This is a genomic window from Aeromonas sobria (assembly GCF_000820145.1).
In the GTDB taxonomy this organism is placed as follows: Bacteria; Pseudomonadota; Gammaproteobacteria; order Enterobacterales; family Aeromonadaceae; genus Aeromonas; species Aeromonas sobria.
In genome coordinates this window covers 46,055-64,326 of the sequence record NZ_CDBW01000013.1, presented here as the reverse complement: position 1 = coordinate 64,326, position 18,272 = coordinate 46,055, and the positions used below count along the sequence as shown (strand labels likewise).

General features: G+C 57.7%; 17 protein-coding genes. 8 read left to right on the top strand and 9 right to left on the bottom strand.

The window, feature by feature from the left end; all coding sequences use genetic code 11:
• Nucleotides 1-33 precede the first annotated feature (33 nt).
• The 8 genes from murC (at nucleotide 34) to mutT (ending at nucleotide 10,187) form a co-directional block, all read left to right on the top strand.
• Entirely contained in the window at nucleotides 34-1,488 is a 1,455-nt protein-coding gene (gene murC, locus BN1135_RS05945) for a UDP-N-acetylmuramate--L-alanine ligase (protein WP_042019580.1), read from the top strand.
• Nucleotides 1,489-1,585: 97 nt separating this feature from the next.
• Nucleotides 1,586-2,338: a cell division protein FtsQ/DivIB gene (locus BN1135_RS05940; protein WP_042019579.1), complete on the top strand. Its 753-nt coding sequence runs from the start codon at nucleotides 1,586-1,588 to the stop codon at nucleotides 2,336-2,338.
• Nucleotides 2,319-3,578, top strand: a complete 1,260-nt coding sequence (gene ftsA / locus BN1135_RS05935) for a cell division protein FtsA (protein ID WP_042019577.1) — start codon at nucleotides 2,319-2,321, stop codon at nucleotides 3,576-3,578. Before BN1135_RS05940 ends, ftsA begins: the two co-directional genes overlap by 20 nt.
• A gap of 39 nt (nucleotides 3,579-3,617) precedes the next feature.
• The gene (gene ftsZ / locus BN1135_RS05930; protein WP_042019576.1) at nucleotides 3,618-4,769 is read left to right on the top strand and encodes a cell division protein FtsZ; all 1,152 of its coding nucleotides are present in this window, start codon (nucleotides 3,618-3,620) and stop codon (nucleotides 4,767-4,769) included.
• Nucleotides 4,770-4,868: 99 nt separating this feature from the next.
• Nucleotides 4,869-5,792 carry a UDP-3-O-acyl-N-acetylglucosamine deacetylase gene (gene lpxC, locus BN1135_RS05925; RefSeq protein WP_005336146.1) on the top strand — a complete coding sequence of 308 codons (924 nt, stop codon included), beginning with the start codon at nucleotides 4,869-4,871 and terminating at the stop codon, nucleotides 5,790-5,792.
• 140 nt (nucleotides 5,793-5,932) lie between these two features.
• The gene (locus tag BN1135_RS05920; RefSeq protein ID WP_042019574.1) at nucleotides 5,933-6,838 is read left to right on the top strand and encodes a M23 family metallopeptidase; all 906 of its coding nucleotides are present in this window, start codon (nucleotides 5,933-5,935) and stop codon (nucleotides 6,836-6,838) included.
• 58 nt (nucleotides 6,839-6,896) lie between these two features.
• Complete coding sequence (secA, locus tag BN1135_RS05915; RefSeq protein ID WP_042019572.1) at nucleotides 6,897-9,617, top strand: preprotein translocase subunit SecA; 2,721 nt, start codon at nucleotides 6,897-6,899, stop codon at nucleotides 9,615-9,617.
• A 165-nt stretch (nucleotides 9,618-9,782) separates the two neighbouring features.
• Nucleotides 9,783-10,187, top strand: coding sequence for an 8-oxo-dGTP diphosphatase MutT (gene mutT / locus BN1135_RS05910; protein WP_042019571.1), 405 nt, complete (start codon nucleotides 9,783-9,785; stop codon nucleotides 10,185-10,187).
• 71 nt (nucleotides 10,188-10,258) lie between these two features.
• On the opposite strand, the gene yacG is transcribed toward mutT, so the two are convergent.
• The 9 genes from yacG to BN1135_RS05865 all read right to left on the bottom strand — a co-directional run bounded on the left by yacG (nucleotide 10,259) and on the right by BN1135_RS05865 (nucleotide 18,182).
• Nucleotides 10,259-10,453, bottom strand: a complete 195-nt coding sequence (gene yacG / locus BN1135_RS05905; RefSeq protein WP_042019568.1) for a DNA gyrase inhibitor YacG — start codon at nucleotides 10,451-10,453, stop codon at nucleotides 10,259-10,261.
• Between the two features lie 12 nt (nucleotides 10,454-10,465).
• Entirely contained in the window at nucleotides 10,466-11,188 is a 723-nt protein-coding gene (zapD, locus tag BN1135_RS05900) for a cell division protein ZapD (RefSeq protein ID WP_042019565.1), read from the bottom strand.
• Between the two features lie 37 nt (nucleotides 11,189-11,225).
• Nucleotides 11,226-11,840, bottom strand: a complete 615-nt coding sequence (gene coaE / locus BN1135_RS05895; RefSeq protein ID WP_042019564.1) for a dephospho-CoA kinase — start codon at nucleotides 11,838-11,840, stop codon at nucleotides 11,226-11,228.
• A 3-nt stretch (nucleotides 11,841-11,843) separates the two neighbouring features.
• Nucleotides 11,844-12,716, bottom strand: a complete 873-nt coding sequence (locus BN1135_RS05890) for a prepilin peptidase (protein WP_042019563.1) — start codon at nucleotides 12,714-12,716, stop codon at nucleotides 11,844-11,846.
• 143 nt (nucleotides 12,717-12,859) lie between these two features.
• Nucleotides 12,860-14,101, bottom strand: coding sequence for a type II secretion system F family protein (locus BN1135_RS05885; RefSeq protein ID WP_042019562.1), 1,242 nt, complete (start codon nucleotides 14,099-14,101; stop codon nucleotides 12,860-12,862).
• 240 nt (nucleotides 14,102-14,341) lie between these two features.
• Entirely contained in the window at nucleotides 14,342-16,048 is a 1,707-nt protein-coding gene (tapB, locus tag BN1135_RS05880) for a PilB family type IVa pilus assembly ATPase TapB (protein ID WP_042019559.1), read from the bottom strand.
• Nucleotides 16,048-16,512, bottom strand: coding sequence for a pilin (locus tag BN1135_RS21410; protein WP_071287619.1), 465 nt, complete (start codon nucleotides 16,510-16,512; stop codon nucleotides 16,048-16,050). Before BN1135_RS21410 ends, tapB begins: the two co-directional genes overlap by 1 nt.
• Nucleotides 16,513-16,826: 314 nt before the next feature.
• The gene (gene nadC, locus BN1135_RS05870; protein WP_042019558.1) at nucleotides 16,827-17,708 is read right to left on the bottom strand and encodes a carboxylating nicotinate-nucleotide diphosphorylase; all 882 of its coding nucleotides are present in this window, start codon (nucleotides 17,706-17,708) and stop codon (nucleotides 16,827-16,829) included.
• A 3-nt stretch (nucleotides 17,709-17,711) separates the two neighbouring features.
• The gene (locus BN1135_RS05865; protein ID WP_042019556.1) at nucleotides 17,712-18,182 is read right to left on the bottom strand and encodes a retropepsin-like aspartic protease family protein; all 471 of its coding nucleotides are present in this window, start codon (nucleotides 18,180-18,182) and stop codon (nucleotides 17,712-17,714) included.
• Nucleotides 18,183-18,272 lie beyond the last annotated feature (90 nt).

Here is an 18,272-nt window from a genome sequence, read left to right as displayed (position 1 = left end):
GCACACGGCCAGCGGCAGACTAGCGAGACGATTATGACCAAGGTTGAATTGGCAAAACTGCGTACAGTGATCCCCGAAATGCGCCGCGTGCGTCGCATTCACTTTATCGGCATAGGTGGTGCCGGTATGGGCGGGATCGCTGAAGTGCTTGCCAACGAAGGGTATCAGGTAACAGGGTCTGACTTGGCCCGTAATGCAGTGACCGAGCGGTTGGCTGGGTTGGGCGCTCACATCTTCGTGGGTCACAGTGCCGAGCATATCGAGGGAGCCAGCGTGGTGGTGGTCTCTACCGCCATCAAGCAGGATAACCCCGAGCTGCTGGCCGCCCGCGAACTGCGGATCCCGGTAGTGCGTCGTGCCGAGATGCTGGCCGAGCTGATGCGTTTCCGTCATGGCATCGCCATCGCCGGTACTCACGGCAAGACCACCACCACCAGTCTGGTGGCGAGCATTTATGCCGAAGCTGACCGTGACCCGACTTTCGTCATCGGTGGTCTGCTTAACAGCGCCGGTACCAACGCTCGCCTGGGTAGCAGCCGTTATCTGATCGCCGAAGCGGACGAGAGCGATGCCTCCTTCCTGCATCTGCAGCCGATGGTCTCTATCGTGACTAACATCGAAGCGGATCACATGGAAACCTATGGTGGCGATTTCGCCAAACTGAAAGCCACCTTTATCGAGTTTTTGCACAACCTGCCTTTTTATGGGTTGGCGGTGGTCTGCGTCGATGATCCGGTGATCCGTGGCATGTTGCCCGAAATTGCCCGCCCGACCCTGACCTACGGTCTCGCTGACGATGCCGATGTGCAGGTGCTGGATTTTGTCCAGACCACTAACCACAGCTGCTTCCGGGTACGTCGTAAAGATGCCGGTGAACTGCAGGTCACCCTCAATTTGCCGGGTATTCACAACGCATTGAACGCTGCAGCGGCGATAGCTGTCGCGACCGAGGACGGGGTGAGCGATGATGCGATTATCTCTGCGCTGGCCAAGTTTGAAGGGGTGGGGCGCCGTTTCCAGCAATATGGCGAGTTCGAAACCGGTCGTGGCAAGGCGATGCTGGTGGACGACTACGGTCACCACCCGAGCGAAGTGAAGGTCACCATCAACGCCGCCCGTGCCGGTTGGCCCGACAAACGGTTGGTGATGGTATTCCAGCCACACCGCTATACCCGCACCCGCGATCTCTACGAGGACTTCGCTGACGTGCTCTCCAAGGTAGACGTGCTGGTGATGCTGGAGGTTTATGCTGCCGGTGAGGAGCCGATCCTGGGTGCCGACGGACGGGCACTGTGCCGCTCCATTCGCTCCCGCGGCAACCTCGAGCCCATCTTTGTTGCCACCCCGGATGACGTGCCAGCCGTGCTGGCCGACTTGATCGGCGAGGGCGATTTGGTGCTGACTCAAGGTGCCGGGAACGTCGGGGCGCTTGCCCGTCGTCTCGGAGAGATGAAATTGAGCATAGATAGCATGAAATCTGGCGCCTGAGGGCCCAATGAGTATTTTGACCGCCAAGCCGGGGCCTATATAATGGCGAACCGGTCTGTCAAAAGGCCGGTTTAGCGCGTTACACGGGGATCGTCGGGTGGAGGCAAGGGCAGAAGGGCGCACCAAGGGTGGCTTCATCGCAGGCGTAGTGTTTTTCCTGCTGGTGTTATGGGGCTGCTATCAGACTGCGCTGGATGTTAAAGGTTGGCTGACAGATGCCAACCGGTTGCCCATGAGCGAGCTGTTGCTACAGGGGCAACACCAGTATTTGGAAACCGAGGAGTTGCGGCTGGCCGTGCTGGATGGCGCCGAGCTGCGCAACTTCTTCGAGTTGGATGTCAACGAATTACAGGCACGGCTCAATGCCCTGCCATGGGTAGCTCAGGTCTCGGTACGAAAAAAGTGGCCGAACAAGATCAAGATCTACCTCACTGAACAGGATGTGGCGGCGCGCTGGAATGGCAACCGCTTCGTCAATGCCAAGGGCAAGGTGTTCAGTGCCCCGGACAGAGTCAAGACGCCGCTGCTGCAACTGTCAGGGCCGGATGACCAGGCTGCCCGGGTGTTAAAAGAGAGTCGGCAGTACCAGTCGCAGCTGGCTGCCAAAGGATATACGTTGCAAGGGGTTAATTTGACCTCGCGCCATGCCTGGGAACTGACCCTGGATGGCAACATCAAGCTGTTCCTCGGGCGCAATGATATTGCGCTCCGGTTACAGCGGTTTATCGATGCCTTCCCGGTGATCGAACCCCGTGCGCAGGTTGCCTACGTGGATCTTCGATACGACACCGGAGTGGCAGTTGGCTGGAAGAAGAGCGAAGAGAAAGTGCATGACCAACACCGCAGATAGGAATTTGATTGTCGGACTGGATATCGGCACAACCAAGGTGGCGGTTCTGGTCGGGGAAGTATTGCCGGATGGTGAGCTGAATGTCATCGGCATGGGTAGTCACGCTTCCCGCGGAATGGAGAAGGGCGGGGTCAATGATCTCGACTCCGTGGTCAAGTCACTGCGTCGTGCGGTAGAAGAGGCCGAAATGATGGCCGATTGCCAGATCAGCTCGGTTTATCTGGGATTGTCCGGCAAGCATATTGACTGTCGCAATGAGACCGGTATGGTGCCCATCTCCGATGAGGAGGTGACCCAGGAGGACGTGGACAACGTCATCCATACCGCCAAGTCGGTCCGTCTCTCCGACGAGCTGCGGGTGCTGCATGTGCTGCCTCAGGAGTTCGCCATCGACTATCAGGAAGGGATCAAGAATCCGGTTGGCCTCTCTGGTGTGCGGATGGCCGCCAAGGTGCACCTGATCACCTGCCACAACGACATGGCCCGCAACATTGAAAAATGTGTGGAGAAGGTGGGATTGCGGGTGGATCAGCTGATCTTCTCCGCGCTGGCCTCCAGCTATGCCGTACTGACCGAAGACGAGAAAGAGCTGGGTGTCTGTGTGGTGGACATCGGTGGTGGCACCATGGACATGTCGCTGTTTACCGGCGGAGCCCTGCGCCACACCAAGGTGATCCCGTACGCTGGCAGCACAGTGACCAGCGATATCGCCTACGCCTTCGGCACTCCGCCGCTCGACGCAGAAGCGATCAAGGTGCGTTACGGCTGTGCCCTCGGCCGTCTGGTCAGCAAAGAAGACACGATTGAAGTGCCCAGTGTCGGCGGTCGTCCGGCGCGTAGCCTGCAACGGCAGACACTGGCTGAAGTGATTGAGCCCCGTTACACCGAGTTGCTCTCCATGGTGAATGATGAGCTGGTGCGGGTACAAAGCGAACTGAAAGCGCAGGGAGTCAAGCATCAGCTGGCAGCCGGTGTGGTCTTGACCGGCGGCGCAGCCCAGATCGAAGGCATTGTGGAGTGTGCAGAGCAGGTCTTCCAATGCCAGGTCCGGGTGGGAGAACCCATGAACATACGTGGTTTGAGTGATTATGTGCAGGCACCGGTGTACTCGACAGCAGTCGGGTTGCTGCAATATGGCCGCACCCATCAAGCCACAGGTAGCAACAAAGAATATACCGCCAAGGCAAGTGTCGGTGGCCTGGTCAAACGGGTTAGCAACTGGCTGCGTGGCGAGTTCTAAGAATTTTGCTGAGTCAGGCAAATAAAGCGGAGAGACAACATGTTTGAATTTATGGATAGCCACACTGACGAAGCCGTCATTAAAGTGATCGGTGTAGGTGGCGGCGGCGGCAACGCTGTCGAGCACATGGTTCGTCAAAATATTGAAGGTGTTGAGTTTATTACCGTCAACACCGATGCCCAGGCGCTGCGTAATTCCAGTGCCAACACTACCTTGCAGATCGGTGGTGGCATCACCAAGGGTCTGGGGGCGGGTGCCAATCCGGAAGTGGGTCGTGATGCGGCCATGGAAGATCGCGAAGCGCTGCGTGAGCTGCTGACCGGTTCGGACATGGTGTTCATCGCTGCCGGTATGGGTGGCGGTACCGGTACCGGTGCTGCACCGATCGTGGCCGAAGTGGCGCGCGAGATGGGCATCCTGACCGTTGCCGTGGTGACCAAGCCGTTCTCCTTCGAAGGGAAGAAGCGGATGGCGTTTGCTGCCCATGGTATCGAAGAGCTCTCCAAGAACGTCGACTCCCTGATCACCATCCCCAACGACAAGTTGCTGAAGGTGCTGGGTCGCGGTATTTCCCTGCTGGATGCTTTCAAGGCTGCCAACGATGTACTGCTGGGCGCGGTACAGGGTATTGCCGAGCTGATCACCCGTCCGGGCTTGATCAACGTCGACTTCGCGGACGTGCGTACCGTGATGCGTGAAATGGGTACCGCCATGATGGGTACCGGTTCCGCGTCAGGTGATGACCGTGCCGAAGAAGCGGCCGAAAAAGCCATCTCCAGCCCACTGCTGGAAGATGTGGATCTGGCCGGTGCCCGTGGCATCCTGGTCAACATCACCGCTGGCATGGACATGACCATCGAAGAGTTCGAAACCGTGGGTAACGCGGTCAAGGCCTTTGCGTCCGAGAACGCTACCGTTGTTGTGGGTACCGTAATCGACCCGGAAATGCACGACGAACTGCGTGTCACCGTGGTTGCGACTGGTATCGGTGCCGAGCGCAAGCCGGACATCACCCTGGTCAAGAGCAGCCAGGTGCAAGAGCGCCCGGTACGTCAGCCGCTGGTGAGCGACATGATGCAAGGCCGTGTGATGGACGAAGCCCCGGCCAAGGTGGTCAACGCCGAGCCGCAAGCTCGTCGCGAACCGGATTACCTGGATATTCCGGCATTCCTGCGCAAGCAAGCTGACTAAGTCTCTTATGGCTCTTGTTTGTTTGTTGTTCAAGGATTGTGCTAAGATGGCCAGCCAACGACCATCTGGTCCGGAATTTAAGCTGTGTAGGGTACACCCATGATTAGACAAAGAACCTTGAAAACGAGTGTACAGGCGACTGGTGTCGGCTTGCATTCGGGCCGGAAAGTCACAATGACGTTCCGTCCGGCACCTGTTAACACAGGAATCGTTTACTTGCGTACCGACTTGAATCCTGTGGTAGAGCTGCCAGCCAATGCCGATCAGGTGCGCGATACCGTGCTCTGTACCGCACTGGTCAACGAAGCCGGCGTCCGTGTCTCAACCATTGAGCACCTCTCTGCCGCGCTGGCCGGGATGGGGATCGACAACCTCTATGTCGAGGTTGACGCGCCCGAGATCCCGGTGATGGACGGCAGTGCGCATCCCTTTATCTACCTGCTGCAGGAAGTCGGGATCCGTGAGCAAAATGCTGCCAAGCAGTTTGTGCGGATCAAGAAGAGCATCCGGGTTGAAGATGGCGACAAGTGGGCGGAATTCCACCCCTATCGCAACGGCTTCAAGATGGATCTCGAGATCGATTTCCAGCATCCGGTGTTTGAAGGGCGCAACCAGCGCTGCGTACTGGATTTCTCCGGTGCCTCCTTCGTGAAAGAGATCAGCCGTGCCCGTACTTTCGGGTTCATGCGCGATATCGAGTACCTGCGTTCCCAGAACCTGGCGCTGGGCGGAAGCCTGGAAAACGCCGTGGTACTGGATGATTATCGGGTGCTGAACGAAGATGGTTTGCGTTATGAGGACGAGTTCGTCAAGCACAAGATGCTGGATGCGATCGGTGACCTCTATATGTGTAACCGCAGCATCATCGGTGAGTTCCGTGCCTACAAGACCGGACATGCCCTGAACAACAAGCTGCTGCGCGCCTTGCTGGCCGAGCAGGAGGCTTGGGAGCTGGTGACCTTCGAGGGTGAGGGCGACAAAGCGCCTATCGCTTACTACGACAACGGTCTGGTTCTGGCCTGATAGCTGTGCAACGGAACGTCGGTCCTCTCTCCGCACCGACGTTCCGTCATTTATTGACTCCATCCTTTAATACCGATTATCTCCCGGTTTTATTTCCTGTGCAGGCTGTTGGCCGCACCTGACCGAGCAGACAGATTTCTATGAGCATTACCCTGATCCTCCACGGCAAGCAGCGACGCAAGTTGCACTTACCCAAACAACGTCTGGCCTGGGTCGGCGGTATCCTCTTCTCTTTGGCCACTCTTGGTGGTGGTTGGCTCTGGCAGAGCTGGCACCAGAAAATGGAAGCGCTGGAAGTGGCGCTGGCCGTTGCCGAGCAGCAGTCTGTCGCTCAGAGTGGCGATGAGGCTCGTGAGCAGTTGGCAATGCTGGCGGCTCAGGTGGGCACCATGCAGGGTCAGTTGGGCCGCTTGAATGCCCTCGGTGAACGACTGACCGAGCAGGCTGATCTCGATCCTGACGAGTTCAATTTCAAAGAGCTGCCTCCCATGGGCGGCCCTTCTTATGATGAAGAGCTGGAAGTGAACCTCAACGAGCTGCAAGCCTCGATGAAACACCTTAGCCAGCAACTCAGTAGCCGCGAAGAGCAGCTGTCGGTACTTGAATCTTTCATCATGAATCACCATATCACCGATGCTGGCTTTATTTCTGGCACGCCAGTCAAACAGGAACGAGTTTGGGTCTCGTCCGGGTTTGGTGGACGGGTCGATCCGTTCAATGGGCGAGCCAAAATGCATAAAGGTGTCGATTTCCGCGGTAAACCAGGCACTCCCATTCTGGCCACCGGTCCCGGCATTATCAGCTGGGCGGGACGTCATCCGGAATTCGGCAATATGGTGGAGATTAATCACGGCAATGGTCTGGTCACTCGTTACGCCCACAACTCCAAGCTGCTGGTTGAAGTGGGCACCCTGGTTGATCAGGGCCAGAAGATTGCCTTGATGGGGCGCACCGGTCGCGCGACCGGCGTCCATTTGCATTACGAAGTGTTGAAAGACGGTCGTCAGGTCAACCCCGCACGCTTTCTGAGTGCCGGACGGGGTTAGGTTTTTTCTCCAGGTTCCCATGACGGAACGCTTTTATAACCAGAAATAGTTGGTACCCATGATTAGCACACTGCTTACCAAGATTATTGGCAGCCGGAACGATAGAACGCTCAAGGCTTTGCGCAAAATTGTAAAACAGATCAATGCAATGGAGCCTCAGTTCGAAGCTCTGTCCGACTCTGAGCTGCAGGCCAAGACGGCCGAGTACCGTCAGCGTCTGGAGCAGGGTGAGACCCTGGAGCAGCTGTTGCCGGAAGCATTCGCGACCGTGCGTGAAGCCTCCAAGCGGGTATTCGGCATGCGTCACTTCGACGTGCAGCTGATCGGCGGCATGGTGCTGGATTCCAACCGCATCGCTGAAATGAAGACCGGTGAAGGTAAAACCCTGACCGCAACCCTGCCAGCGTACCTCAATGCCCTGAGTGGTCGTGGCGTCCACGTGGTGACAGTGAACGACTATCTGGCCAAGCGCGATGCGGAAGCCAACCGTCCGCTGTTTACCTTCCTCGGCATGACAGTAGATTGCAACGTGCCAGGTATGGATGCGTCGCAAAAGCGTGACGCTTATGCTGCCGATATTACCTACGGTACCAACAACGAATTCGGTTTTGACTACCTGCGCGACAACATGGCGTTCTCGCCGGAGCAGCGCGTACAGCGTCCGCTCAACTATGCGCTGGTGGATGAAGTTGACTCGGTGCTGATCGATGAAGCCCGCACCCCGCTGATTATCTCTGGCCCGGCTGAAGACAGCTCTGCCATGTATACCCAGATCAACAAGCTGATCCCGCTGTTGGTCAAGCAGGACAAAGAAGACACCGAGGAGTACACCGGTGAGGGGCACTACACGGTTGACGAGAAGAACCGTCAGGCCCTGCTGACCGAAAACGGTCAGATTTTCGTGGAAGAGCTGCTCAAGAAAGAGGGACTGCTCGATGAGCATGACTCCCTGTTCTCTGCCACCAATATCAGCCTGCTGCATCACGTCAACGCCGGTCTGCGTGCTCACACCCTGTTTGAGCGCAACGTGGATTACATCGTCCAGAAGGATGAGATCGTCATCGTCGATGAGCATACCGGCCGTACCATGCCGGGTCGTCGCTGGTCAGATGGTCTGCATCAGGCGGTTGAAGCGAAAGAAGGGACCAAGATCCAGAACGAGAACCAGACTCTGGCCTCGATCACCTTCCAGAACTACTTCCGTCTCTACAACAAGCTGGCGGGGATGACAGGTACTGCAGATACCGAAGCCTTTGAATTCCAGCAGATTTATGGTCTGGATACCGTGGTTATCCCGACTAACCAGCCGATGGTGCGCAAAGACATGGGCGATCTGGTCTATCTGACCGCCAATGAGAAGTATGCCGCCATCGTTGAAGATATCCGCCAGTGTGTGGCCAAGGGCCAACCTGTGCTGGTCGGTACCGTCTCTATCGAGAACTCCGAGCTGCTCTCCGGCATCCTGAACAAAGAGCAGATCCCGCACAAGGTGTTGAACGCCAAGTTCCACGCCATGGAAGCGGAAATTGTTGCTCAGGCGGGCCAGCTTGGCGCGGTCACCATCGCGACCAACATGGCTGGTCGTGGTACTGACATTGTGCTGGGCGGTAACTGGCAGGCAGAGATTGCCACGCTGGAGAACCCTTCCAGCGAGCAAGTCGCCGAGTTGAAAGCGGCCTGGCAGGTGCGCCACGATGAGGTGCTGGCTGCCGGTGGTCTGCACATTATCGGTACCGAGCGTCACGAATCCCGTCGTATCGACAACCAGCTGCGCGGCCGTTCCGGTCGTCAGGGTGACCCGGGTTCCTCCCGTTTCTACCTCTCCATGGAAGATACCCTGATGCGGATCTTCGCCTCCGATCGCGTGACCGGCATGATGAAGAAGCTGGGCATGGAAGAGGGCGAAGCCATCGAGCACCCTTGGGTGACCAAGGCGATCGAAAACGCCCAGCGCAAGGTGGAAGGTCGCAACTTCGACATCCGCAAGAGCTTGCTGGAGTTTGATGACGTGGCCAATGATCAGCGCAAGGTGGTTTACGAGCAGCGCAACGAGCTGCTGGATACCAACGATATCTCCGAGACCATTCACGTCATCCGTGATGACGTGTACGGCGCTGTGATCGACGAATACATCCCGCCCCAGTCACTGGAAGAGATGTGGGATGTCGCCGGTCTGGAAGCACGCTTGAAGGCTGACTTCGGGCTGGATCTGCCGCTGCAACAGTGGCTGGCAGAAGATGACAAGCTTTATGAAGAGAAGCTGCGCGAGCGCATTCTGGACGAAGCCAACAAGCTCTATAGCCACAAGCAGGAGCTGGTCGGGGTCGAAGTGCTGCGTAACTTCGAGAAGGCGGTGATGCTGCAAACCCTGGATGGCCTGTGGAAGGAGCATCTGGCGGCGATGGATCACCTGCGTCAGGGCATTCATCTGCGCGGTTATGCCCAGAAGAACCCCAAGCAGGAGTACAAGCGTGAATCCTTCGATCTGTTTACCCAGATGCTGGAAACTCTCAAGCGCGATGTAGTCAGCATCCTGAGCCGGGTTCAGGTGCAAGAGCGTGATGTAGAAGTGATGGAGGAGCAGCAGCGCCAGCAGGCAGAAGCCGCTCCCCGTACCTATACCCACGCCGCTGCAGAGAGCCAGCTGGCCGATGAAGAGGCCGCAGGCGAAGAGGGTCATACCACCTTCGTGCGCGACGAGCAGAAGGTTGGCCGCAACGATCCGTGCCCTTGTGGCTCCGGCAAAAAGTACAAGCATTGCCATGGTCAGTTGACCTGATCGATTGCAATGCCATAACAAGGCGGGCCCGGTGCCCGCCTTGTTTTTATCAAATGAGCGAAGAGAGCCAAAGTTGTCGATATCAAGTCGCCGCGGATGCGAGCGCTAATCAGGGATTGGCGGTATCGAGCAGCTTGATTAAGCAGATGGTGCAAAGGTAACAAGATGGAACAGAAAAAGCGGATCTGGGTGGCGGTTGGCGTCATCGAGAATGAACAGGGCGATATCTTCATCGCCAGACGCTCCTCCGATCGCCATCAGGGGGATCGTTGGGAGTTTCCCGGTGGCAAGGTGGAGTCGGGCGAGGATCTGCTCGGTGCGCTGGATCGGGAGCTGTGGGAAGAGATCGGTATCCGGGTGCAGGATTGCGCCCCCTTCATGGAGCTGCAGCACGACTATCCCGAGAAACAGGTGTTGCTGGATATCTGGAAGGTAACCCGCTTCAGTGGTGAACCGTTCGGCAAGGAGGGGCAGGAGTGCTTGTGGGTGCCGGTAACAGAGCTGCACCACTATCAGTTCCCTGATGCCAATGGCCCGATTGTGACGCGGCTACAGGCCACGCTGGCGTGAGCTGATAACAAGAAATGAAAAAAGGGCCATTCGGCCCTTTTTTCATTTTGCAGAGGTGAGTGACCACGGGCTTATAGCCACTGATCGCCCTCTTCCGGCTCAGGCAGCAGATCCGGGTTGATCGCCCCGGGGATCCGCTTCTCTTCATCTGCCCATTCGCCGAGATCGATCAGCTGGCAGCGCTTGCTGCAGAAGGGGCGAAACGGGCTCTGCGGACCCCATTCCAGTTCAGTTTGGCAAGTCGGACACTTAACCTTGGTGACCATCTGGATGTCTCCTTAACAGCAAGCGAGCTGGAACGGCACATCACCAACCAGCTGTTCCGAGGTGGACAAAAACCGCAAGGCAAAGCGATTTTTATGGCCGCTCAGGGTCGGGTAGCAAGAGAGATTGGCTGGCAGCTTGATGCGGATCAGCTCGGCGCTCTCGGCGGTATCCTGGAAGAAGCCGTTGCTGGCAACCTGCTCGCTGAAGGCGCCTGAATCGCGCCACAGCCCCAGTAGCAGGGTAATGGAATTCATCAACAAGTTGATGTCGGCAAGCCAGCTTTGCATCTGCTGGTGACGGGTAATAGCCGGGGTACCGAGCCAGTGGTGCAGTTGCGGTACATCGAAGGCACACAGGCCGCCGGGAATAGAGAAACGCTGGCGGATCGCCGCAAGCTGGCGATCTTCTTTCAGTCGTGCGCCGGGGCGAGGGGACTTGAGCAGATTGCGGGAGAGCTGGCTGCTCTCTTGCTGCATCTGCTTGATCTGCTCCAGATCGACGTCAGGCAAGCTGGCCCAGTGGCTCAGGCGCTGACTGAGTCGCTCCAGATCCTTGATAAGATCGGCGCGCAGGTCACCCCGCTCCAGCAACTCTTGCAGGTCAAACAACCCTTTGAAGAAGGCGATATGTGCCCAAGGCTGGTCGCTCTCCAGATTGTCGCGGATCTGGGAAAACAGAGACTCCAGACGAAGATAGGTCCGGCTTTTTTCATTGAGAGGAAAATCGTAAATCATGCCTAATCCTGGCCAGCCATAAACCGGCCTAGTGTACTCACAGTTGGTGGGCTTGTTGAGAGGCAAATGCCAGATATGTTTCGTGCAGCGCCAAAATCCGCGTTTTAATCGCCATTTCGCCGCCATTGTGGTTTTCGATGACATCATCTGCCGCAGCGAGACGCTCCGACCGGCTCGCCTGGGCCGCGATAATCAAACGGGCCTGTTCGGCTGACACCCCATCCCGGCGGCAGGTACGCTCAATCTGGGTCGCTTCGTCCACATCGATCACCAGCACCCGGTTGGCCAGTGTGGTGAGCTGGTTCTCTACCAGCAGTGGCACCACCAGCAGGCAGTAAGGTGGGCGGGCGACGGCGCACTGGCGCAGCATTTCATTGCGAATGAGCGGGTGGAGCAGGGCATTGAGCCACCCCTTGGCCTGTGGATCGGCAAAGATCTGTTCGCGCAGGCGGCGACGATCGAGCTGACCGGCCGGATCTATGAGGTCAGCGCCAAAATGCTCAGCGATGGCCGCCAGCGCCGGGCTACCCGGTGCCACTACCTCGCGGGCGATCACATCGGCATCCACTACCTCGATGCCCAGTTCGGCAAACTGGTTGGCGATGGTGGTCTTGCCGCTGCCAATGCCACCGGTAATTGCGACTACATACATGGGTTAGAGCACCATCTGAAGATACCAGCGGGTGATGGTATCGCCCCACAGCAGAGCGATCCAGCCCGCGATGGCGAGGTAGGGGCCGAAGGGGATCGGTTTGCCCTGATGGTGCTTGTGCAAGGCGATCAGGGCGATGCCGATAATGGCGCCGACCAAGGATGAGAGCAGCAGAATAATAGGCAGCGCCTGCCAGCCCAGCCAGGCGCCCAGGGCTGCCAGCAGCTTGAAGTCGCCATAACCCATCCCCTCCTTGCCGGTGAGCAGTTTGAAGGCCCAGTAGAGGCTCCAGAGCACCAGATACCCGGCCATGGTACCGATCACTGCATCCCCTAGTGGCACAAAACCATCCAGCAGGTTGAATAGCAGGCCACCCCACAGCAGCGGCAGGGTGAGCTGGTCGGGCAGCAGCATCTTGTCGAGATCGATAAAGGTGAGGGCTACCAGCATCCAGGTCAACAGCAGGGCTGCCAGCGTGCCCCAACCAGGGGTAATCACCATGGCAACGGCAACCGAGAGCAGGGCGGTCAACAGCTCCACCAGCGGATAACGGGCCGAGATCGGGGCTTGGCAGCCACGGCAGCTCCCCTTGAGCCAGAGCCAGCTTAGCAGCGGGATATTCTCCAGCGCAGTAATAGCATGGCCACAGTGAGGGCAGGCGGAGCGCGGCACCATCAGGTTGTAACGCTCTGCTGAAGCGGCCTCCTCATCGGGAGCGAAGTAGCCGCGATATTCCGCCTGCCACTCCCGCTCCAGCATGATCGGCAAGCGGTGGATCACCACGTTGAGAAAGCTGCCGATCATCAGGGAGAAGAGAAAAACCAGAGAGAGGTAGAGCCAGGGCAAGCCGTGAGCCAGCTCGATAAATAGAGGCATAAGAACAACCGTTACTAACAAAGGGTGAAAAAAGGTCTGTTAAAGCAGACCGGCTGGATCGCCAGTGTGAACCGGCCTGGTTAGCGCAGAGCAATCGAGCGTTGCAATGGCTGGGCTCGGCACGTGGGGTCTATCGCGCATCCTTAGCCAATGACATCACCGAGCTTGAAGATGGGTAGGTACATGGCGACCACCATGCCACCAACCAGCACCCCGAGCACCACCATGATTAGGGGTTCGAGCAGGCTGGTGAGGCCATCGACCAGATCATCCACCTCCTGTTCGAAGATGGTGGCGACCTTGGAGAGCATATCATCGATGGCGCCGGACTCCTCACCGATCATCACCATCTGGATCACCATGTCCGGGAAGAGATCGACCGTGCGCATTGCCACGTTAATCTGCATCCCTGCTACTACCTCGTTGCGAATGGCCAGCACGGCGGTGCGATAGACATAGTTGCCGGAGGCGCCAGCTGCCGAAATCAGCGCATCTACCAGCGGGATACCCGCTGAGAAGGTGGTGGATAGGGTGCGGGCAAAGCGCGCCATCGCCGCTTTGTGCAGGATCATTCCGACCACCGGAATAGTCAGTACAAACTTGTCGGTGTTGTCTTTTACCGTTTGCGAGGCTCGCCAGGCGCGCACATAGAGGAAGATCCCCAGCCCCACACCGCCAAAAATCAGGTACCACCAGTTCTGCATAAAGCGGGAGATGCCGATGACAAACTGGGTGAAGGCCGGTAACTCGGCACCAAAGCTCTTGAAGATATCCTCGAACTGGGGGATCACGAACAACAGCAGGATCGAGGTCACCACAATGGCCACCAGCATGACCATGGCAGGGTAAAACATCGCCTTCTTGATCTTCGACTTGAGCGCCTCTGATTTTTCCCGGTAGGTCGCGATACGGTCGTAGATGGTCTCCAGCGCACCGGATTGCTCACCGGCTTCCACCAGATCGCAATAAAGTTCGTCAAAGTGGCGGGGATGGCGGCGCAGCGCCTCTGACATGGGGGTGCCAGTCTCGACATCCGAGGCAATTTGCCCCATCAGCTCGCGCATTGCCGCTTTTTCATGGCTGCGGGCGATGATCTGCAGGCTCTGGACCAGCGGCACCCCGGCAGAGAGCATGGTGGTGATCTGGCGTGACACGATGGCGATATCCATCGGCTTGATCTTGGCGCCGCCCTTGGAGAAGAGTCCCTGGGATTTCTTGGCGACCTTGGTGACGTTGACCCCTTGCTTGCGAAGCTCGGCCTTGACGGTACTGATGCTGTCAGCCTGCAGTTCGCCGGACACTTTTTGTCCTTTGCGATTGACCCCGTGCCAGCGGAAGGCGAAGACTTTTTTGGGCGCATTGTTCTTTTTTGCTAGCGTAGCCATGACTGCATCCTGCAATGGGGTTGGTTGTCAGAGCCGGGCTCTGCGCATCACCAACTAGGTCAAGGTGCCCGGCAGGCTTGATGCCTGCGGGGTACTGATAGGGTGGGTGGTACCTTCTTGGCGCCAGCCCAGTAACTTGAATGTCTGATTACTCTGTTGCCGTGGCTATCATCCGTTCCGTATTCGTGAACGACCGATACCCTTTGCCAACTAAACTGATGAAACGCTTCGTCACGCGATCTAGTTGGTGGTCACCCGGTTGATTTCAGCCAGGCTGGTGACGCCGAGCCGGGCCTTCTCCAGGCCGGAGATCCGCAGGGTGCGCATCCCCTCTTTCTGGGCAATGGCGGCGATCTGCAGCGAGTTGGCCCCTTGCATGATCAGTTTGGCGATGTTCTCTGACATCAGCATGATTTCGTAGATACCGACCCGCCCCTTGTAGCCCGCCGAGCACTCTTTGCAGCCCACCGGCTTAAACAGTCGCAAGCCAGCTGCCAGTTGCTGTGGGGTAAAACCCAGCTCCAGCAGTTCGGCTTCCGGCACCACTTCTGGCGCTTTGCAGTGATCGCACAGTTTGCGGGCTAGCCGCTGGGCCATGATCAGGGTCACCGAGGATGCGATGTTAAAGGCGGGTACCCCCATGTTCATCATCCGGGTCAGGGTCTCGGCGGCGGAGTTTGTGTGCAGGGTGGAGAGCACCAGGTGGCCGGTTTGCGCCGCCTTGATGGCGATTTCGGCGGTTTCGAGATCGCGGATCTCCCCCACCATCACTACGTCCGGGTCTTGCCGCAAGAAGGATCGCAGGGCGCTGGCGAAGGTGAGCCCCGCCTTGGGGTTGACCTGCACCTGATTGACTCCGGGCAGGTTGATCTCCACCGGATCTTCGGCGGTGGAGATGTTCACCTCTGTGGTGTTGAGAATATTGAGGCCGGTATAGAGCGAGACGGTTTTGCCCGAGCCGGTGGGGCCAGTCACCAGGATCATCCCCTGCGGCTTGGCCAGCGCCCGCAGGTATTGCGCTTTCTGCCGGTCGTCAAAGCCGAGCTGCTCGATATTGAGGCGCGCCGCCGAGGAGTCGAGCAGTCGGATAACGATCTTCTCCCCCCACATGGTGGGCAGGGTGTTGACCCGCATATCCATCGACTTGTTGCGCGACAGCTTCAACTTGATGCGGCCATCTTGCGGCAAGCGCCGCTCGGCGATATCGAGCCGCGCCATTACCTTGAGTCGGGCGGAGAAGCGATTGGAGAGGTTGACCGGCGGAGTGGCGATTTCATGGAGAATGCCATCGATGCGAAAGCGCACCCGATATTTGAACTCGTAGGGCTCGAAGTGGAGGTCAGAGGCGCCGCGCTTGATGGCATCCATCAGGATCTTGTTGATGTACTTGACGATGGGGGCGTCGTCATCGGCGGTATTGACGCTCTCATCGAGCCGGCTGCTCTCGTCGGAGACTTCAAGTTCGGAGATCTCGGATTCGTCGATCTCTTCCATGCCGAGGGCATCGTTTTCGCTCTCCAGCAACTTGCCGATGGCGATGGTGAGCTTGTTCTCCTCCACCAGCAGCGCCTCGGTATGCAGGCCGAAGCTGAAACCAAAGTCTTCCAACGCCGAGACATTGGTCGGGTCCGACATGGCGATATAGAGAGTGTGGCCCTGGGTGTAGATGGGCAGAACGTGATGTTTCTCAATCAGCTTCTGATTGAGGTACTTCTGCGGGATCTCGGCCAAATCGAAGGCAGCAAGATCCAGCAGAGGTACCCCATACTCCAGCTCGCAAAAATCGGCCAGCGCCTTGCTGTCGAGGATGTCATTCTCTATCAGAAATGTCACAAAGGGCTTGCGCTGGGCCTTGGCCTGGCTCAGATAGCGCTGGGAGTCCTCTTCACTGATCAGAGAAGAGGCGGCCAGGCTTAACGCCAGGCCGCTATTAGGGCTAGAGGTCATTAGTTTGCTGGGCAGAAATCAGCAGTTGTAGCGGTTGGGCAACTACCGACCCAAGTTAGAGCCGCGCCATCAGCTTCGGTCGAGCTAGTGAGTCTATAGACATCGCCAGTTGCAGTGCCTTTGAGAGGCGGGAGGTTGGTGTCTGCTGTTGGATAAGAGCTAATAGTCCAAATGCCATAGGCGGTGTCAGAGCCGGTATAAGAAACAGAAGTGGTTACATTTCCTTTAGTGACAGCTCCGCTAATAATATTGGCGAGAGTGCAACCAATGCCTTTAGTTTGAAAGCATACTTCGATTGCAGTTTTGTAAGTACCGGTCGCTGCTGCAACTTCGGTCATCTTGGCTTTTTTGGTGTAGTTCTGATACGCCGGCAGCGCTACCGCCGCCAAAATGGCCACGATCGCGACCACGATCATCAGTTCAATAAGGGTAAAACCCGATTGTTTCTTCATTTCGCTGTTCATGGAAAATATCCTTTTATCCTTGGTTCCTGGGAAGTGCCGGTAGAAAATCGTCCGCACGTCAGTATCTTATCCGAGCTATCAAGGGTGGCAACAGAGATCGCGCTCTTTGTTAACCACTTTTCTATCATTTACCAAAAATATGATATAAATCATAAAATAAGCGGCTTCTATCGACTCTTTTTTAGCGGTTGGGGAAGGCCCATCATCACACTCCTTTGCTGCGGGATCCTGCATAAAGAAAAGGCGCCTATGGCGCCTTTTGCAAGTTGTTTATCCGGTTAGGTCGAGTATTTGCTCAGTTCCGCTGGTTCGCCTTACTGCTGGATAAAGCGCATGGAGAGATCGAGCGCCCGCAGATGCTTGGTCAGCGCCCCTACCGAGATAAAATCGACCCCGGTGGCGGCAAACTCGGCCAGAGTATCCAGGGTGACATTGCCGGAGACTTCCAGCTTGGCGCGCCTCTGATTGATGGCTACTGCCTCGCCCATCATGGCCACATCGAAGTTGTCGAGCATCACGATATCGGCGTGGGCCGCCAGCGCCAGCGCCTGCTCCAGCTCGGCCAGTGATTCAACCTCCACCTCGACCGGTTTGCCCGGATTGAGGCGGCGCGCTTCGCCAATCGCCTCGGCAATGCCGCCGCAGGCGAGGATATGGTTCTCTTTGATGAGGTAGGCGTCATAGAGGCCGATGCGGTGATTTTTGCCGCCGCCACAGGTGACCGCGTACTTCTGGGCGGTACGCAGCCCCGGCAAGGTCTTGCGGGTGTCGAGCAGGCGGCAGTCGGTGCCCTCCAGCTCTGCTACATAGCGGGCGGTAAGGGTAGCGACACCGGAGAGGGTCTGGACAAAGTTCAGCGCGGTGCGTTCGCCGGTCAGCAGCAGGCGGGCAGGGCCGTGCAGGCGGAACAACTCCTGATTGGGGGTGAGCCGCTCGCCATCTTGCACTTGCCACTCGACCAGAACGTCGCCACCGAACTGGGCATTGAGTTGCAAAAAGACTTCATCCACCCAGGGTTGGCCGCAGAACACTCCGGCTTCGCGGGTGATGATCCGGGCGCTGGCCATGCGGTCGGCCGGGATCAACTGGGCGGTGATATCGGCGCTGGCGTCCGGTTGGTCCAGCGTAGTGAGGGCATCGCCCAGATCTTCGAGTAGTGCGGCGCGCACGGCGCGGCTGACATCCTGTTGAAACATGCCTTATTCCTGCAAGGGTCTGAGCAGCAACTGCCGCTCCTTTTGAACCAGCTCCAGCCGACCGAGGGCGTTCATGCCAACCAGCACTTCGTCACCGTCTGCCGCCGGATTGATAAAGATGGCCAGATCGTACAAGGTCAATGGCCCCATCGCCAGCGTTTCGATGGTGCCGTTACCAACGCGGATCTGCCCCGCTGCGGTGTTGACCTGGCTGCTGCCCAGGGCGGTCAGGCCGAGCCGCTCGGCAACCTGCTGCGGGATGGTGACGCGGGTGGCGCCGGTATCGAGCAGCAGTTGCACCGGCTGGCCGTTGATGGCACCCTCCAGACGATAGTGGCCGCTCTGATCGGCCCGCAGCAGCAGCTCGCCGCTGGCGGTAACGCTCGGTTGCGAGCGGGAGTGGAAGTAGAGGGTCAGCAAGCCCATCAAAGAGAGCCAGGCCAGTAACCACAACCAGCGCGCCGTTTGCTGCATAGCCCATCCATATCGAGCGGAAGATGACTCAGCCTAACATACAATTTCCCGTTGATTCAGCAAGTTGGTGCAGGCTTGCCTATCACGTAT

Bases quoted from the DNA above. Each gene is read 5' to 3' on its own strand.
- murC (WP_042019580.1), top strand. From the start codon at position 34: ATGACCAAGGTTGAATTGGCAAAACTGCGTACAGTGATCCCCGAAATG.
- ftsA (WP_042019577.1), top strand. From the start codon at position 2,319: ATGACCAACACCGCAGATAGGAATTTGATTGTCGGACTGGATATCGGC.
- ftsZ (WP_042019576.1), top strand. From the start codon at position 3,618: ATGTTTGAATTTATGGATAGCCACACTGACGAAGCCGTCATTAAAGTG.
- lpxC (WP_005336146.1), top strand. From the start codon at position 4,869: ATGATTAGACAAAGAACCTTGAAAACGAGTGTACAGGCGACTGGTGTC.
- BN1135_RS05920 (WP_042019574.1), top strand. From the start codon at position 5,933: ATGAGCATTACCCTGATCCTCCACGGCAAGCAGCGACGCAAGTTGCAC.
- secA (WP_042019572.1), top strand. From the start codon at position 6,897: ATGATTAGCACACTGCTTACCAAGATTATTGGCAGCCGGAACGATAGA.
- mutT (WP_042019571.1), top strand. From the start codon at position 9,783: ATGGAACAGAAAAAGCGGATCTGGGTGGCGGTTGGCGTCATCGAGAAT.
- yacG (WP_042019568.1), bottom strand. From the start codon at position 10,453: ATGGTCACCAAGGTTAAGTGTCCGACTTGCCAAACTGAACTGGAATGG.
- zapD (WP_042019565.1), bottom strand. From the start codon at position 11,188: ATGATTTACGATTTTCCTCTCAATGAAAAAAGCCGGACCTATCTTCGT.
- coaE (WP_042019564.1), bottom strand. From the start codon at position 11,840: ATGTATGTAGTCGCAATTACCGGTGGCATTGGCAGCGGCAAGACCACC.
- BN1135_RS05890 (WP_042019563.1), bottom strand. From the start codon at position 12,716: ATGCCTCTATTTATCGAGCTGGCTCACGGCTTGCCCTGGCTCTACCTC.
- BN1135_RS05885 (WP_042019562.1), bottom strand. From the start codon at position 14,101: ATGGCTACGCTAGCAAAAAAGAACAATGCGCCCAAAAAAGTCTTCGCC.
- tapB (WP_042019559.1), bottom strand. From the start codon at position 16,048: ATGACCTCTAGCCCTAATAGCGGCCTGGCGTTAAGCCTGGCCGCCTCT.
- BN1135_RS21410 (WP_071287619.1), bottom strand. From the start codon at position 16,512: ATGAACAGCGAAATGAAGAAACAATCGGGTTTTACCCTTATTGAACTG.
- nadC (WP_042019558.1), bottom strand. From the start codon at position 17,708: ATGTTTCAACAGGATGTCAGCCGCGCCGTGCGCGCCGCACTACTCGAA.
- BN1135_RS05865 (WP_042019556.1), bottom strand. From the start codon at position 18,182: ATGCAGCAAACGGCGCGCTGGTTGTGGTTACTGGCCTGGCTCTCTTTG.